General features: G+C 36.1%; 19 protein-coding genes. 6 read left to right on the top strand and 13 right to left on the bottom strand.

The features are described from left to right. The coding region (locus tag Q0W25_RS03740; protein WP_298519097.1) for a hypothetical protein at window positions 1–317 on the bottom strand (317 nt) is incomplete at its 3' end. A gap of 203 nt (window positions 318–520) precedes the next feature. Between Q0W25_RS03740 and Q0W25_RS03735 the strand changes: the two genes are divergently transcribed. From Q0W25_RS03735 to Q0W25_RS03725, 3 genes are all read left to right on the top strand, one after another. Next, on the top strand, window positions 521–1,465 hold the full coding sequence (locus Q0W25_RS03735) for a ketopantoate reductase family protein (RefSeq protein WP_298519094.1): 945 nt from the start codon (window positions 521–523) through the stop codon (window positions 1,463–1,465). A gap of 206 nt (window positions 1,466–1,671) precedes the next feature. Then, a complete protein-coding gene (locus Q0W25_RS03730; protein WP_297827923.1) occupies window positions 1,672–2,160 on the top strand; it encodes a hypothetical protein in 489 nt (162 codons plus the stop codon). A 2-nt stretch (window positions 2,161–2,162) separates the two neighbouring features. After that, on the top strand, window positions 2,163–2,606 hold the full coding sequence (locus Q0W25_RS03725) for a hypothetical protein (protein WP_298519091.1): 444 nt from the start codon (window positions 2,163–2,165) through the stop codon (window positions 2,604–2,606). Between the two features lie 32 nt (window positions 2,607–2,638). Here the strand turns inward: Q0W25_RS03725 and Q0W25_RS03720 are convergent, their stop codons facing one another. Together Q0W25_RS03720 and Q0W25_RS03715 are read right to left on the bottom strand one after the other, a co-directional pair. After that, the gene (locus Q0W25_RS03720) at window positions 2,639–2,908 is read right to left on the bottom strand and encodes a hypothetical protein (protein ID WP_297827927.1); all 270 of its coding nucleotides are present in this window, start codon (window positions 2,906–2,908) and stop codon (window positions 2,639–2,641) included. Between the two features lie 9 nt (window positions 2,909–2,917). After that, window positions 2,918–3,109, bottom strand: a complete 192-nt coding sequence (locus tag Q0W25_RS03715) for a hypothetical protein (protein WP_295112293.1) — start codon at window positions 3,107–3,109, stop codon at window positions 2,918–2,920. Window positions 3,110–3,228: 119 nt separating this feature from the next. Here Q0W25_RS03715 and msrA point away from each other — a divergent pair, with 119 nt between their 5' ends. Next, a complete protein-coding gene (gene msrA / locus Q0W25_RS03710) occupies window positions 3,229–4,131 on the top strand; it encodes a peptide-methionine (S)-S-oxide reductase MsrA (RefSeq protein ID WP_298519087.1) in 903 nt (300 codons plus the stop codon). Window positions 4,132–4,142: 11 nt separating this feature from the next. Next, window positions 4,143–4,538 (top strand): hypothetical protein, encoded by a 396-nt coding sequence (locus Q0W25_RS03705; protein ID WP_298519084.1) that lies wholly within the window; start codon window positions 4,143–4,145, stop codon window positions 4,536–4,538. Here the strand turns inward: Q0W25_RS03705 and Q0W25_RS03700 are convergent. Both Q0W25_RS03700 and Q0W25_RS03695 read right to left on the bottom strand, forming a co-directional pair. Then, a complete protein-coding gene (locus Q0W25_RS03700; RefSeq protein WP_298519081.1) occupies window positions 4,528–5,508 on the bottom strand; it encodes an Mrp/NBP35 family ATP-binding protein in 981 nt (326 codons plus the stop codon). The genes Q0W25_RS03705 and Q0W25_RS03700 overlap by 11 nt on opposite strands. 25 nt (window positions 5,509–5,533) lie before the next feature. After that, window positions 5,534–6,865 (bottom strand): FAD-dependent oxidoreductase, encoded by a 1,332-nt coding sequence (locus Q0W25_RS03695; RefSeq protein ID WP_298519079.1) that lies wholly within the window; start codon window positions 6,863–6,865, stop codon window positions 5,534–5,536. 333 nt (window positions 6,866–7,198) lie between these two features. Between Q0W25_RS03695 and Q0W25_RS03690 the strand changes: the two genes are divergently transcribed. Beyond that, complete coding sequence (locus Q0W25_RS03690) at window positions 7,199–7,822, top strand: CatA-like O-acetyltransferase (RefSeq protein WP_298519075.1); 624 nt, start codon at window positions 7,199–7,201, stop codon at window positions 7,820–7,822. A gap of 5 nt (window positions 7,823–7,827) precedes the next feature. Here the strand turns inward: Q0W25_RS03690 and Q0W25_RS03685 are convergent, their stop codons facing one another. From Q0W25_RS03685 to Q0W25_RS03650, 8 genes are read right to left on the bottom strand one after another with little or no spacing between them, the layout of a single operon-like run. Continuing rightward, window positions 7,828–8,310: a hypothetical protein gene (locus Q0W25_RS03685; RefSeq protein WP_298519072.1), complete on the bottom strand. Its 483-nt coding sequence runs from the start codon at window positions 8,308–8,310 to the stop codon at window positions 7,828–7,830. Then, the gene (npdG, locus tag Q0W25_RS03680; protein WP_298519069.1) at window positions 8,311–8,997 is read right to left on the bottom strand and encodes an NADPH-dependent F420 reductase; all 687 of its coding nucleotides are present in this window, start codon (window positions 8,995–8,997) and stop codon (window positions 8,311–8,313) included. Window positions 8,998–9,007: 10 nt separating this feature from the next. Continuing rightward, window positions 9,008–9,559, bottom strand: a complete 552-nt coding sequence (locus Q0W25_RS03675) for a DUF2284 domain-containing protein (protein WP_298519066.1) — start codon at window positions 9,557–9,559, stop codon at window positions 9,008–9,010. Between the two features lie 50 nt (window positions 9,560–9,609). Then, window positions 9,610–10,971 (bottom strand): MATE family efflux transporter, encoded by a 1,362-nt coding sequence (locus Q0W25_RS03670; protein WP_298519063.1) that lies wholly within the window; start codon window positions 10,969–10,971, stop codon window positions 9,610–9,612. A gap of 4 nt (window positions 10,972–10,975) precedes the next feature. Then, a complete protein-coding gene (gene cca, locus Q0W25_RS03665; RefSeq protein ID WP_298519060.1) occupies window positions 10,976–12,340 on the bottom strand; it encodes a CCA tRNA nucleotidyltransferase in 1,365 nt (454 codons plus the stop codon). A gap of 4 nt (window positions 12,341–12,344) precedes the next feature. Beyond that, entirely contained in the window at window positions 12,345–12,902 is a 558-nt protein-coding gene (thpR, locus tag Q0W25_RS03660; RefSeq protein WP_298519057.1) for an RNA 2',3'-cyclic phosphodiesterase, read from the bottom strand. 8 nt (window positions 12,903–12,910) lie between these two features. Further along, the gene (locus Q0W25_RS03655) at window positions 12,911–14,041 is read right to left on the bottom strand and encodes a 3-dehydroquinate synthase II (RefSeq protein WP_298519054.1); all 1,131 of its coding nucleotides are present in this window, start codon (window positions 14,039–14,041) and stop codon (window positions 12,911–12,913) included. An 8-nt stretch (window positions 14,042–14,049) separates the two neighbouring features. Then, a complete protein-coding gene (locus tag Q0W25_RS03650) occupies window positions 14,050–14,841 on the bottom strand; it encodes a 2-amino-3,7-dideoxy-D-threo-hept-6-ulosonate synthase (RefSeq protein ID WP_292826112.1) in 792 nt (263 codons plus the stop codon). Window positions 14,842–15,036 lie beyond the last annotated feature (195 nt).

The following is a 15,036-nucleotide window of genomic DNA, read 5'->3' as shown; positions in this document are numbered from 1 at the left end:
TTTATAAAAATAGTTTCCCCACCAGTGGCTGCGCCAACAGCTCCGGAAATAGTTTTATAAGGATTTGTCTCTGTTCCTTGTTCTTCTCCACTATAGCTACCATCCACATAGATGGTAGTACCTGAATCACTTAACTTATTATCAGTAGAATCGCTGGCCAAATCGCCATCTCCTACTGTTTCAACATTTATTGCATCATCAGATGCATCAGAAGTCATGTTTTCGTTAAGTGAATCCGTTGCGCTTGCAGTACCAATAATGCACAGCATTACCAGTACTAAAAGCAAACAAATAAAAATGTTTTTATTTATCTTCATTTAACCACTTCGACTAAATAATATAATAAAGTTAAAATTAATTTTAATAAAACTTAACTTTACATTAATATATCTATAAAATATAGTATATAAAATTTAAATGTAAATTGATAAAAAATAAATTATAATTTAATTTAACTTGAAAAAAAAATAAAATTTAACTGAAAAAAATATTTTTACATATAAAAAACATAAACTAGATTATGAACATACTTATTATTGGAGCTGGAGGAGTAGGAATAGGACTTGGCGCATCCGTCAAATCACAGGGTGCGAACGTGTCAATTTATGCAAGAGGAGAAACAGCAAAAGCAATAAAGGAAAACGGAATAAAAAGATGCGGATTATTCACACATTATGAATTTGGTGAAATTCCAGTTTATGAAAGCTATGGGGAAATTCCCAAAAACGAATTCGACTATATTTTCATTTCATCAAAGACAACAGCAAACGAGGATATTGCCCAAAATCTCAATGAACAAAGAGACATCCTTAAAGATGACGGCAAGATAATCATCTTCCAGAATGGATTTGGAAACGATGAGGCTTACTTGAAATATTTTCCCAAATCAAAAGTATTCTCTGCAAGGGTGATTACAGGATTTACTCGCCCTGAAAGATACATAAGCGAAGTGACCGTATACACAGAACCTATCCTGATAGGATCACTTCAAGGAGAAGATCCAAAAGAAATGCAGGAAATTGCAGACATGATAACCGAATCAGGCATAAAATGTGAACTTACTGATGAAGTCGACAAGTACCTCTGGGCGAAAATGCTCTACAACTGTGCACTTAACCCATTAGGTGCAATACTGAACGTGAATTATGGAAAGCTTACTGAAAACGAATACACAAAAGAACTTATGAACAGCATCATAGATGAGATATTCGAAGTCATAAAAGCGTCAGGATACAGCACCCTCTGGTCCACATCAGATGAGTACAAGGAGCTCTTCTACAATAAGCTTGTTCCGGATACTTACGAGCACTATTCATCCACTCACCAGGATATCCAGCGTAAAATAAAAACGGAAATCGATTCCCTGAACGGAAAGGTAATAGAACTCGGTGAAAGAAATAACGTTGATGTGAGTACAAATAAAATTATCTATAACCTAATAAAATCAATTGAAAGTTACTTTTGATTATTATAAAGATATACTAAAACTTTATATAGGTTGAAAAGTAAAATAGTATTGTTCATATTGTTATATACTATTTTTTTATAATATGAACAATGGTGATGGTTGAAATGAGCATTCGTTTGTATTCCTTTAGTGGTGTTTAGGAAGAGAATGTTCATTTGTTTTTAAAAGACTTATTTTATGATTATTTATTATTTGGTGAAATTATGAGTGAACTCAAAGAATTAGTAGAAAAATTTATTGAACTTGACGATGATTTAAACGAAAAAATAGAAAACGCATTGAATGAAGATGAGGAACTTCCTGAATCCTTCGAAGAAGAAAACAAAGATCAAATCGAAGAGTTGGGCGAACTTTACCACGAGATTGAACACATGGTATACCACGAAGAGTTCATCATCGTATCAAACGCAAATTCCGAGGATAAGGAAGTTGTCGCATTAATTGTCAGCGATGAGGATGATGAAATAGAAGAATATGTAATTCCAGTCTATACTGACGAGGATGAAGCAAATGAAGCTATTGAAACATTCAAAGAACAATTCGGCGAAAACGAATTCGCATGCGATAAAAAATCAGGCAATGAAATTGTAGCAGATTATGCTGAAGATGAAGGATTCCTCGGACTTGCAATCAATGCACCTCAATGGGACTTTGTTATCGGCGGCGAAGAAGTTCACGATTGCTGTGAGTAAACATGAAACAAAAGGACTTTGAAGATTATCAAAAAAATAATGTGAAGGCTTCAAAAAGTCAGATTAAGGAATACATTCAAGTCTATGCTGATATGGCAAAAAAGCTCAAGACTGAAGATGCCATTGAACTTGAAGCCGTAAAAGCGAATATAAAAAAGGCATTTCCCGAAGAGATATACTTTACCCTAATTGATGAGCTGGACAGACCGGTTAAACTGACCATTACCGAAACCAGCAAAGAGTATATCATTCCTATTTTTACTGATATAAGGGAATATGCTGTCGGAAGTGCAAAAATATCCAAATTGTTCCTGGATAAATTTGAAATGAAAGTCATCACACCGGAAGACCTTTCAAGGATAGCTGCGGAAGATGAATACTTCCAGGGTTTTGTGATAAATCCTCACTCACAAAACTTCAATATGGATCGAAACGCCGATTTTTAGCTAAAAAAAGTAAATTAATATTAGAAGAAAGATTATTCCAAATCTTCTTCCATTTCATCTTCTTCAACAATATCATCAATATAATATTTGTATCTGTAAGACATTTTATAACCTGTAACTTCACGTTTAGGTCTTCTTTTACGTTTTACAACAGGTGAATGTGATTTTGAATACTCGTCCTGGTATGGTTTTACCAGATTTCTGTTTTCACGGTAATACTGGGAATTTTTATGACGGGTATGTGGTGCCTTGTACATTCTTTTTCTAAGCAGTCTCCTGTTGCTTGTTACACGTCTTATCACAAAAATCACTTATCTTCTGTTTCTATTTTTAGTGGCTGATTTATCTAAAGTTGCTTGGATTTCATCAATTCTTTCAACAACCACTTTAATTGCTTGCTCTCCTTGACGGGTTGGATTAATACCCTGTTCAACAAGCAATGCATCTCTAATATCTCTTAATCTGTCGATTGAATCAATTTTCATAATTGTACTGTAAAACATTAGATTTCCTCCAGTTAATATTTTATATAATTTTTATAATAAAAAAGTTTTTTGTAGGAAACCTATTTGCCAATACAAAAAGAATAACTAATTATAGCACAAAAAGAAAATATTTAAATATGTTTACAAAACAGGAAGTAATTTATTTGGCCGGAGGATGCTTTTGGGGGGTTGAAGCATATATATCCAGACTGAAAGGCGTTAATGCAACTGAAGTTGGCTATGCGAATGGCAGGGATTTGGCCCCGACATATGAAAAGGTATGCACCGGCAGAACAGGTCATGCCGAAACCGTTAAAGTTACTTACAACCCCGAAATCATTTCATTGGAAGAGATTTTGGAAAATTTCTATAATATTATAGATCCTTACAGCAAAAACCGCCAGGGCCCTGATATAGGAACCCAATATAGAACAGGCATATACTGGCAGGAAAATTCCCAAAGAGAATGTGTTTTGAAATTTTTAGCAAAAAAGCAGATGAAATCATCAAAAAGGGTAGTTGTTGAAGCCCATGCAATAGGCAACTTCTACCCTGCAGAAGACTATCATCAGAAATACCTTGAGAGAAACCCGCAGGGCTACTGCCATGTTGATTTAAATTTAATAAACGATGAAGAATTCAACCACTTGACCAAAAAAGAGTATGAAATAACACAGCTTGCAATGACAGAACCGCCATTCAGTGGAAAATATGATGATTTTTTTGAAGATGGCCTATATGTCGATGTCGTAGATGGAGAGGTTCTGTTCTCTTCAGAGGACAAATTCGATTCCGGCTGCGGATGGCCTGCATTTTCAAAGCCCATCTCGGAAGATGCAATCACAAAAAACAGAGACTTTTCACATGGTGCCACAAGGATTGAAGTGCGAAGCAAAAAGGCCAATTCACATTTAGGCCACGTATTCAATGACGGACCGAACGGCTCCAAAAGGTATTGCATCAATTCCAATGCGCTGAGATTCATTCCTGAAAATGAGGTTGATGACTATTTGAAAAAATTAAATAATGAAAACAAATAAAAGGAGATATGATGATACTAGAAGAAATCAAACATCCCGAACTGAAAAACCACATCAACATGATGTATATGCATGGCGAAAACAACAACCATGAAGCCATTGAAAAAACCGAAGCTATTATAAAAGAGTACATCCAGGATAAGGAATTCATCATATCCGTTGAAGACAATGAACCTGTAAAGATTCCATACGCAAACGATGGAGAATATCTAGTTCCTATTTTTACAGACAAACAGGAATACGAAAACGGAATGGAATACTTCAGATTAAATGAGATGGATGAAAATAAGGAATATGCTATTGAAAAACTGAATTATTATAAAAAATTAAAGGAAGATCCTAATTTCTTAGGATACATCGTAAATATAGCAAGAATAAGTTATATTCTAAATATAGCTATTCTTTAGCAAATTTTTCTTTGATTTCCAAAGCTATTTCTTTAAATCTTTTTGAAACTTCATCGCTAGGATCTAATGTTGAAATAACTCCATCTTGGTTTGGTGAATTGGAAACCGCTTCTTCTATAGGCAAATCACCTAAATATTCAATTTCCATTTCTTTAGCAAACAGCTCACCATTGCCCTTTCCGAAAATGTGTAACTTTTCATCACAATGAGGACAAATGTAGTATGCCATGTTTTCGATTAAACCAATCTTGGAAATGTTCATCATTCCAACCATCTTTACACATTTTAAAACATCTTCCTGAGATACGACGTTTGGAGTGGTTACCATGATTACAGCATCTGCATCAGGAATGGTCTGCAAAACTGTCAATGGTTCATCACCGGTTCCAGGCGGGTTGTCGATGATTAGATAATCAAGTTCTCCCCAATAAACATCAGAAATCAATTGTTTTATTGCACCTGTTTTTTGAGGTCCTCTCCAGATGATTGGAGTGTCGATAGTTTCCAATAGGAACGCCATGGACATTACTTTCAAGCCGCTTGGCAATGAAACAGGAAACATTGTATTTTTGTATTCTTCCTTGACTGACTCGATGTAGGCCAATTTTTCTTCATCATTTTCGAAAGTCTTTTCAGCCAAACCGGCTTCAGTAATTTCTTTAAAGGTTTCAAATTGGTTTTCGGCAAATGATTCACCATACAATTCCAAACCTAACATTTTAGGGATATTAGGTCCGTGAATATCTGCATCCAAAATACCTGTCCTATAACCTAATCTCTGGAAGGTTTCTGCAAGGTTTGCCGCCACAGTGGATTTTCCAACTCCTCCTTTTCCACTCATAACAACAATCTTATTCTTAATTTGACCTAAATTCTTTGCTAATCTGATTTCTTGTTCAATCATTTGTCTTTGTTGTTCGGGGGTCATCTGACCTCCGTGACCATGATGACCGTGACCATGTTCAGGCATTAATATCATCTCCAAATTATTAAATTTAACTAAATTTTTTACTTACCTCTTCCACAGCAAGTATTAAAGGATCTGTAACCATTGATACAGGTGGTGCGTAAGCAAATTCCATATTGCTTAAATCAAAACAGGTTAACCCCTCAGTAATAGCCAAAGTCATTGTATCAATTCTTTCAGCCACCCTTTCTTCTGCTATGATTTGACAACCTATAATGGTTCCATTTCCGTCACAAATAACTTTTATATCCATTGGTTTTGCATTAGGATAGTAACGTGCTCTTGTAAGTGCCTGTACTTTCTGTACAACAGGTCTTATTTGATTCTGTTGAGCGAAACTGGTAGTGTAACCGACTGCACCGAATTCCAGTTTACCTACTTTTGACACCATTGAGTTCAAGACAGGGTTGAATTTGGATTTTTTGCCGCATATTGTACGGGCTAATGTTTTGGATTGTCTTACTGCAGTAGTACCTAAGTGAGAAATGGTGTTGAAACCTAAAATCAAATCTCTTGATTCAACACAGTCTCCGACAGCATATACATCTTCAACTGAGGTTTCCATTCTATCGTTGACGATGATTGCCCATCTCCCGATGTCGCATCCAGCCATTTCAGCAAGCTTGAGTTCAGGCCTTACTCCTGTAGCCATGATGACCATGTCCGCATCGTAAACCTCCTCATCTCCAAAGCAAGCCCTTTCAACTTTTCCGTCCCCAATCAGTTTGGTAATTGGTTTTCCTAAAACTACTTGGATACCTTCCATTTCCAAATATTTAACCAGAATATCTGACATATCCTTATCAATGGATCTTGGAACGATTTGAGGCATCATTTCACTTAAGATAACATTTAAACCTTGTTTTTTAAGTGCAAAAGCAATTTCAATACCTATTAAACCAGCACCTGTTACAATAGCACTTTTGGCATCTTTCATTGCTTCCTGAACCTTGATACCGTCTTCGATATTTCTGATTTTGAATACTCCCTCCAAGTCAACGCCTTGCATTGGAGGAATGAATGGGTTTCCGCCTGTCGCTAAAACCAGTTTATCATAATCAATAGTGATATCTTTACCGTCTTTTTGGTATGTTACTGTTTTTTTATCGGAATCAACTGCAGTTACTTCTGCTTCGATGATTACGTCAATATTCTTGTTTTTATAGTCTTCAGGAGTCCTCATTACAATATCGTCAAAGGTTTCGATAGTGCCTGACAATACATAAGGAATTGCGCATGGGGAATATGCGACCTTATTGTCTCTTGTGAGAACTGTTATTTCAATGTCTTTATCCATTTTACGAATTCTTGAAGCTGTTGAAATTCCACCAGCTCCTCCGCCTACAATTACTACTTTCATTATAACAAAACCATATATGATTTATACAATATAATATATGTTAAAAAATGATATAAAAAGATTAATGTAATTTAAATGAAATGTCTTCATTATTAAAAAATTGAATGAAATGTTTAAAAAAAATAAAATGAAAATTTTAATTTCCTTTGAAAAGATTGCGTATTTTAAAATAATTTTAAAGGAATTAAAGAAAGAGCAAAAAGTTTAAATTATCTCCCAATATAAATTAATATAAGCATATATTTGCTAAAAATATTAGTTTTAATGATTTATATTTAAAATTGTTTTAAAAATTTGAAAGTTCAATATTTCTAAGGGATATAGGTTGTTCATATGAGGGAATTAGATTTTAACTTAAATGATAATCCATTTATCAATTTTCACACTTCACGCTATGCGATGTCTGCAAGAGTAAACGTTGAAAAGGCATGGAAATACTGTAAGGAAGATGACACTTCCTTTTTTATAATGAGTCTGGGATGCGTGCTTAATGCAGTAAACAGCGTTCCGCAGTTAAGGCGCAGAATCATTGATGGCAAAGTCATTGAATATGATTATCTTGATGGAGTGACCCCAATAATGGATGAAGAAAATGAAATCTACAGGGAAATGAGAGTTAAAGTGCCTCAGGAATTTGATGATATCCACAAGTGGCACGATTATGTCAGAAAGTTATCTTCAGATATCCTAAACGGCAAGGAGGAAGCATTTTTCTTAGAGATGGAAAAAAGAGACCAGACCAATATTGTGAACCTTTCTTGCATCCCATGGGTTGACTTTGACATGCTGACAAACTGCATTGTCGATGGAAATGCAATCCAGCCTTTGGTAACCTGGGGAAAAGTCAACAAAAATTATGAAATGAGCGTATCAATCACAGTCAGCCACATCTTCGTTAACGGCAGGAAACTCGGATATTTCTATGAAAACCTTCAAAAAGAGTTTGATAAATTTTAAAAATCCTATTCCATTTCATTTATTATTTTTTGCAGATACTTCTTTTTAAGTACCAGTTCACGCTTATTGGCCAACCTATCGCTATTCGGCTGAGGGACCTTCTCATCCAATCTTGACGCCCCAAGATATCTGGTATCCCCTTCGGTCAAGTTGTGGGCATGGCCTTCATCAATGGCTTTTTTAATCTTATAGTAATCCATAAACAGTATATCAAAATCGTTACTTATGTAATAGATTTCTAAATCAGTTATTATATTGTCCTCATTATACCATATAATTAGAATAGCTTCTTTTTTAAACAGTTCTGAAAAGGAAATCAGATTGAAATAGTCCAAATCGGCAATTTTTAATTTGGTTGCAGGATAGCGTTTTCCACAAAGTTTGGTTGAATACTTCAACGGAGCAATAAAAAAAGTTGTTGATTCATTTAAGGTAACTTCATTAATGTCTTTGCCGATTAATGCCTCAAATGAATCCATGTTAATCATTTATTCGTCTAAAGCTGGAATTCCAGTAATTCTTAAACCACCATAATGGGATTTGTATTTGATGTTCAATCCGATTAATAATGGAGTGATTTTTTCAATGATTCTAGCTTTTTCTAAGATTCCTGTATCAATAGTCCTTACACCAGGGATTTTGTTAATGAGCTCTGCTGCAATTTCTTTTGATTCCTTGTCATCTCCTGCAATCAAACAGTCACAGTCGATGTCTTCTGGAATGTTGGACAGGTGGGAGTTACTGATGTTACAGAAAGCACAGATTACTTTTGCACCGGTTCCTTCCAAAATGGAAGCGGTTCTTTCAGCAGCGGATCCTTCCATCAAGTCAATGAACCTGAATGGTTTTCCGCCAATTGCTGTTTCCAATGGTACAGTAGCATCTAAAACAATCTTGTCTTTACAGAATTCCTTAATTCCTTCAACAGTAGGTTTTTGTGCTGCTAATGGTACGGTAAGAATCAAGATGTCTCCTTCTTTTGCTGCATCTTCGTTAGCCATACCGCACATTTTGGATAAATCATAGTCTGCGTATTTTTCTTTTGCTTCGTCAACAACAGCCAATGCCTTTTCTTCTTTACGAGAACCAACAATGACTTCTACACCTTCAATTGCTAATCTAAGAGCAATTCCAAGTCCTTGAGGACCTGTTCCACCAATTACACTTACTATCATTTTTTATCACCTATTTTTTATCATACAGTAATCCACCAACGAATATTAGATATTCAGGTAGCTTACCATCTTTTGCGTACTGAATTTGGTAACCGAAAAGATCTTCAACAGTTTTATCGACATATGCCCCCAGAGACTCCAATGAGTATCTCATCTTAAAAGGCATTTTACAAGGCATTCCAAATTCCCTTGTGCATCTCATGCATAAGTTGCATTTTCCAAAAAAGAGTCCTAAAGAGTTTTCATCCTCAAGCATGTAAATTTCATTCATTAGCTTGACTTTCATGCGTTCAAATCTTTTTAAAATAAATTCCAATTCCTTTTCTTCAAAGGTATGTGCAAGCTCTTCTTCGGAAAAGTCGATTTTAAAAGCAATGATTTTAAGTTTATTGTAAGAATTCCATACGTCGTCCGGATTAAAGTCGAATGGAGGATAGTTCCAATTGTATCCCAACATTTCCTGTTCCTCTATGCAAAGTTTGGATACCTCTTCAAAATTAACATAGTTATTATAGTATTCCTCAGCATCAACATCAATTGTGAGTTTTTTAATCTCAGACATGTTTAATAATATTTACATTTTATATAATAAAAGTTTCTAAAAAATAAAGTTTATTTAAAATAATTTCTGTTTTTGTTTAGATAATAGTTGATATAAGCATATCCTATAATGGAACCTAAAGCCATACCCAAAACCAAACCAGAATAGATTCCAACAGCGCCCCAACCCAAAACAAAAGCGAATAATCCCGCGAATATAATCTCCAGCACAAATGACCTTAGAAATGTAATCATAAGTGATGATGTGCCTTTTCCCATGGCCTGGAATATGTTACCTGCAAGGATACCAAAAGGCATGAACAGAATAAAGAAACATAATATGCGCAATGTTTCTACCACTTTAGGCGCCAGAATTGAACTGTCTGCAGAATATGAAAATATGAATGACAAAGGATCTGCAAATATGAATAAGAATGAACATATGATTACTGAGGAAATCAAACCCAACTTGATACCATAATTCAGGGCTGTTTTCAGATTATAGAAATTGCGAGCTCCGTAAGCCGCACCGCCGACAGTCAAGGCTGCGACCCCAATACCTATCAAAGGAGATATTCCAATTGCAACCAGTCTCCATGTGGCAGTATATGCGGCAACGGCGATAGTGCCTGCCAAAATTGTCAGCCAATAGTTCATCAAAATTGAAACGAATGAAAGGATGAACTGCTCCAAACTAGCAGGAATACCGACAACCAAAATGTCCTTATAAATGGAGAGGTCCCTCTTGTATTCACTCATCTTAACCTCTAAAAAGCTGTCATGCTTGAAGAACATCCAATAAATCATCAAAAGCATCGGGATTGTCCCCGCAAGGACAGTTGCGATAGCAGCACCTCCAATGCCTAAACCAAGCCCATAAATGAATATCGGGTCTAAAATCATGTTTATGATAGCAGTAAACATCAACGGATATGATGCGCGCTTAATTTCACCCTGTGACCTGAAAATAGCTGCCAGCATTGCTGGAATGAATATTGAAAATATTCCTCCCATAACAATGATACCATATTCCATTGTCTCTGAAATTACTTCTCCTGCTCCCATAGTCATGAGCAATGGCTTTAAAATAAGGAGCATGCCGATTGTTGCCAGTATTGTCACAATAATACTGAGCATTATTGAATGGATTGCACTGTTTCCTGCCATTCCATAGTTTTCGGCACCGATGTAGCGTGCAACCAAACTGTTAGAACCTGCACCCAAACCGTTTGCAAATCCAACCATTGCCAAGAACAATGGTGTTACAAATCCAACAGCGGCAAGCGGATGAGGCCCTAAACCTGCAATCCATATGCCGTCAATGATATTGTTCAGCATCATGAATAAGTTGCTGATAATGATTGGCACTGCAAGTTTGTTAATTGCCTTTTTAGGATGATTTACAATCAAATCAATTTCTTCAGTCTTTTCCATCCCATCACCTTACTATGTGCTGTCCAGGATTTATGAAATCATCTAAAAATTCTAAAAACAGTTCGTCATCAATTTCTGAAATTTCAAGGAATTCGTAAGTGTTAATAATGGTTTTCTTGAGGTTTTTACCTACCTTAATGAGTCCAATATGTTCAGTTGTAAATATGTGCCTTATTAAATCGCAGGCATCACTGAATTCCCTTTTTTGTGTGTGAACTAGAAAATCACCTTGAATATAACAGTTTTCCCTGCCATACTTTGAAGCGAAATTTTCGCAAGCCTGATTAATGAAGACTTTCGGACCCACATTCACCTTAATGTCATTTAATTTGGATGAAGCCATTTCAAGCAAAATTACACCTGTTAAAACTTCATCACTCCAATAATCTGCCTTGAAAACATTGAATTCCTCATCATTCAGCTTGCGCTCCAACGCTTCGCAGGTTTTTTTAAGTTGAGGGTGCAAGGTATCCAAAGGCATGTCAGGAATGTTGAATCTGATAGCTATTAAATCCCCATTCCTTTTTTTAAATTCGTCAATAATTTCCTCTTTGACCAAATTTCTTTTTAATGGATAAAAATAAGCTTCTTTATTGTCTGAAAATATGTAGTTACGTGCTGATTGGATGAATTCAGCCATTTTGTCCAATCTCAATGCTGCTCCGACGTTTCTGTTCTTGTCTGTAGGATCGATGACAATCAGAGGGTCATTGAACAGGTTGGATGTACCGTATCCCTCCAAATCGATTGTATGTCCATATTGCCATTTGATGGCTTCCTTCAACGTATTTTCAAAAGTGCCGTAGTTTAGAATAAGCAATTCACATAAATAACCTGCAAATCCGCCGACCTTGAACTCGGATCCATAGGTTCCTGTCATTGCCATGAATCTTTTCAAAAGAAGGACCTCATCTTCCTGGTTTTTACTCAGATTGGCTTTGATGTAGCGGGTGTGCAGAATAGTCCTGTCCACTGCTGATTTCAAGTCATTACCGTCATCTATTGCATAGCAAGGTACTATATCAACTTCATATCCGTCAATGTGTGTTGTAACATAAGGGTGTGAAGCGAAATGATGTTCAGGAGTGCTTTTGAACTCATCACAGCACTTGTGTGCTAACTTCAGTCCAGTCTCCTTTAAATACTGCTTATCCGTATCCAAAGGAAATGCAACAAAAATATCAATATCGGATTTTCCCTTGAGGGCTGTGTTTTTTGCAACAGACCCAACCAAAGCTACCTTAGCGTCTATCCCCTCATTATCGCAGGTGTCCTGCAAATACTTCATCAGCCTTGAAGAGACTTCCTCAATTTCCCTTTTTTCATCTTCTGTTGGTTTTATATCTTCTAAAATAGCTTTATAATCCATTAAATCACAATTCAAATTCCGTAATATCTTCATAAATAGGTCCTGAAGGAGTCAATGTGGATTTTTTAAGGGTTATTTTGGAAACTTTCATCTCACCAATGTCAACATCACTGAATTCTTCAATGGTTGATTTCACTTTGGCCTTGTTTTTAGCTGATTTCATGCGCCCAATGGTCAGATGGGTTGAAAATTTCTTATCCTTATCGAAACCTAATTCAACAAATTCCTTATCCAGCTCATCATGCAATCTCTTTAAGATTTCATCATTTTCTATTCCTACCCAAATGACTTTTATATGGTTATTGTTTGGAAATGCGCCGCATCCTTTAATCTTAATGTCAAAAGGTTCGAATTCGGATACTACCTTGGCAATCTTCTGCTCCAATAAATTCAATCCTGCAGTATCTATCTCACCAAAGAACTTTAGTGTGAAATGCAAATTGAGCAAATCAACATAGTTTATTCTTGTGTCGATCTGTTTGAATTCCTTCATTACCCTATTTACTTTAGGCTTCAAGTCATCATCCAAATCAACAGCTAAAAATGCTCGTATCTGTGACATGATATTCCTCACTGCTCAATGATTGTTTCATCAATAGCTATTCCAAAATGCCTTGCATTAGATTCAATGTAAACCTTTACCTTGTCTCCAGGCTTTACATCAGCTACTGATAGCGGTTCATCATTTTCATCGACGATTCTGATTGTTTCGGCATTTTGAAGTAATGTGCGTATTGTGTTTCCTTCATATTCTGCTTCGATTAAAATCAGCGGCCTTCTTTCAATCTTGCTTCTTCCGACATATGCTGTTCTTGTTTCCCCTTCGGTATTGACAATTAAAACTTCATCTCCGGCAATAAGTTCTGATAGGTATCTAGTTTTATTTCCAGGAACCATTACATATGCTTGAACGGGACCAGCATTTACTCTGAATGGCCTTGAAGCAACGTATTCACTTTCCAAACTCTCTGAGTGAACAAGGAATAGTGATTTTGAATATGAACCGATTAACATACCTTCGCCTGGTTTCATCATGTCTGTAGTGTCAATGCAGACTCTGTCACCGGATCCCAATGGCTTTACATTAGTGATTGTAGCTATTTTCAGTTCATATCTGATTTGTGATGCTTTAACGACTTCTTCGGCTATTTTTTTGGTTTCATTGAAGTCGTTTGCTTCAAATATTACTCCATCGGTTCCGTGCTCTAAGGTTTCAAGTGCCACTTTTGCACCGTCCAAATCTCTGACGGCCGCAATAATGTTTACATCTACCTTTTGCAAATCGGCAATGATGTTTTCAAGAGGGATGATTGTCCAGTCTGTTCCTACAAGGATAATGTAATCTACAATTTGTCCCAATTTCACTGCCAATTGTTCATGAGCTTTATCTGTGATTTTAATATATGCACATACAGTTTTTCCTTCGCTTTTGGCTTTTCTTGCATTTGCTATATCGACTGAATCTAGAAAATCGTCATTCAATTCAAGAAAGCCGTCTCCTTCGCTGTTAATGCCCACCAGATATATATCCGCATCATCTTGATTGGAAATTATTTTGACATTGCCCAGTTTTCTGATTTGTTCTGCATCATCCAAATCTAAAACATGGTCTATTCCTGATTCCAACGCTGTGGTTATCATTTCCTTTTTATCTTCCCACACTTCATCAGGTGTGCTGATCCAAGCGAATTTGTTTTGCATCAAATCACCTATTCTAAGAATTTTAAAGCTTCGTCTACTTCCGCATCATGGTGGACAATTTCAGAAATTGCCCTTGTAATTTTTCCAGGGTTTTCTGCTTGGAAGAGGTTACGTCCGAATGCGACACCTGCTCCGCCAACATCAAGGGAATCTTTTACCATTTGCAATAGCTCTTCATCAGTGTCTATTTTTGGACCTCCTGCAATGACTACAGGTACAATAGCCCCTTCAACAACTTCCTTGAATGAGTCAGGGTCTCCTGTGTAGTTGGTTTTTACAATATCGACACCAAGTTCAGATCCTACACGTGCTGCATGTTTAACGAATTCAACATCGTGTTCGTTTTCAACCTTTTGTCCGCGAGGGTACATCATTGCTAAAAGAGGCATTCCCCAGTAGTCACAGGTCTCTGCGATTTCACCTAATTCCTGCAACATCTGACTTTCAGTTTCTGAACCTAAGTTTACGTGAATTGAAACTGCATCTGCTCCAAGCTGAATTGCCTTTTCGACGGTTGTTACGGTCACTTTATCATTTGGGTCTGGTGCAAGTGATGTACTTGCTGATAAATGTACAATAAGACCTATATCCTTACCGTAACCACGGTGGCCTTGTTTTACGATTCCTTTGTGCATTAAGATTGCGTCTGCTCCTCCCTGGGAGATTTCTTCTACGGTTTCATCCATGTCGATGATTCCAGGAATCGGACCGCTTGATACACCATGGTCCATTGGTGCAATTACAGTTCTACCAGTATTTCTGTTAATGATTCTTTCTAAACGAATCTTTTTACCTATCATTTTATTACCTCATTTATAGTTATGAATTATATTTTTCTTGATTGGACTATATAATATTAATTGTACTTAAATTGACAATCAAGTAATTAATTTTTAGTAATGCTAATTAATTCTTTAAAATTAAATTATACATATTATACAATTTTCTACAGTTTAAAATAAATTTTGGAATATTACTTTAATCATATTAAAAAA

This window comes from uncultured Methanobrevibacter sp., from assembly GCF_947166415.1.
Classification (GTDB): domain Archaea; phylum Methanobacteriota; class Methanobacteria; order Methanobacteriales; family Methanobacteriaceae; genus Methanocatella.
Note: the sequence above shows the minus strand (reverse complement) of the source record. Positions and strands in the feature narration are given on the sequence as shown.

Excerpts from the sequence above, each read along its gene's own strand:
- Q0W25_RS03735 (WP_298519094.1), top strand. The coding sequence starts at position 521 with ATGAACATACTTATTATTGGAGCTGGAGGAGTAGGAATAGGACTTGGC.
- Q0W25_RS03730 (WP_297827923.1), top strand. The coding sequence starts at position 1,672 with ATGAGTGAACTCAAAGAATTAGTAGAAAAATTTATTGAACTTGACGAT.
- Q0W25_RS03725 (WP_298519091.1), top strand. The coding sequence starts at position 2,163 with ATGAAACAAAAGGACTTTGAAGATTATCAAAAAAATAATGTGAAGGCT.
- Q0W25_RS03715 (WP_295112293.1), bottom strand. The coding sequence starts at position 3,109 with ATGTTTTACAGTACAATTATGAAAATTGATTCAATCGACAGATTAAGA.
- msrA (WP_298519087.1), top strand. The coding sequence starts at position 3,229 with ATGTTTACAAAACAGGAAGTAATTTATTTGGCCGGAGGATGCTTTTGG.
- Q0W25_RS03705 (WP_298519084.1), top strand. The coding sequence starts at position 4,143 with ATGATACTAGAAGAAATCAAACATCCCGAACTGAAAAACCACATCAAC.
- Q0W25_RS03700 (WP_298519081.1), bottom strand. The coding sequence starts at position 5,508 with ATGCCTGAACATGGTCACGGTCATCATGGTCACGGAGGTCAGATGACC.
- Q0W25_RS03695 (WP_298519079.1), bottom strand. The coding sequence starts at position 6,865 with ATGAAAGTAGTAATTGTAGGCGGAGGAGCTGGTGGAATTTCAACAGCT.
- Q0W25_RS03690 (WP_298519075.1), top strand. The coding sequence starts at position 7,199 with ATGAGGGAATTAGATTTTAACTTAAATGATAATCCATTTATCAATTTT.
- Q0W25_RS03685 (WP_298519072.1), bottom strand. The coding sequence starts at position 8,310 with ATGATTAACATGGATTCATTTGAGGCATTAATCGGCAAAGACATTAAT.
- npdG (WP_298519069.1), bottom strand. The coding sequence starts at position 8,997 with ATGATAGTAAGTGTAATTGGTGGAACAGGTCCTCAAGGACTTGGAATT.
- Q0W25_RS03675 (WP_298519066.1), bottom strand. The coding sequence starts at position 9,559 with ATGTCTGAGATTAAAAAACTCACAATTGATGTTGATGCTGAGGAATAC.
- Q0W25_RS03670 (WP_298519063.1), bottom strand. The coding sequence starts at position 10,971 with ATGGAAAAGACTGAAGAAATTGATTTGATTGTAAATCATCCTAAAAAG.
- cca (WP_298519060.1), bottom strand. The coding sequence starts at position 12,340 with ATGGATTATAAAGCTATTTTAGAAGATATAAAACCAACAGAAGATGAA.
- thpR (WP_298519057.1), bottom strand. The coding sequence starts at position 12,902 with ATGTCACAGATACGAGCATTTTTAGCTGTTGATTTGGATGATGACTTG.
- Q0W25_RS03655 (WP_298519054.1), bottom strand. The coding sequence starts at position 14,041 with ATGCAAAACAAATTCGCTTGGATCAGCACACCTGATGAAGTGTGGGAA.
- Q0W25_RS03650 (WP_292826112.1), bottom strand. The coding sequence starts at position 14,841 with ATGATAGGTAAAAAGATTCGTTTAGAAAGAATCATTAACAGAAATACT.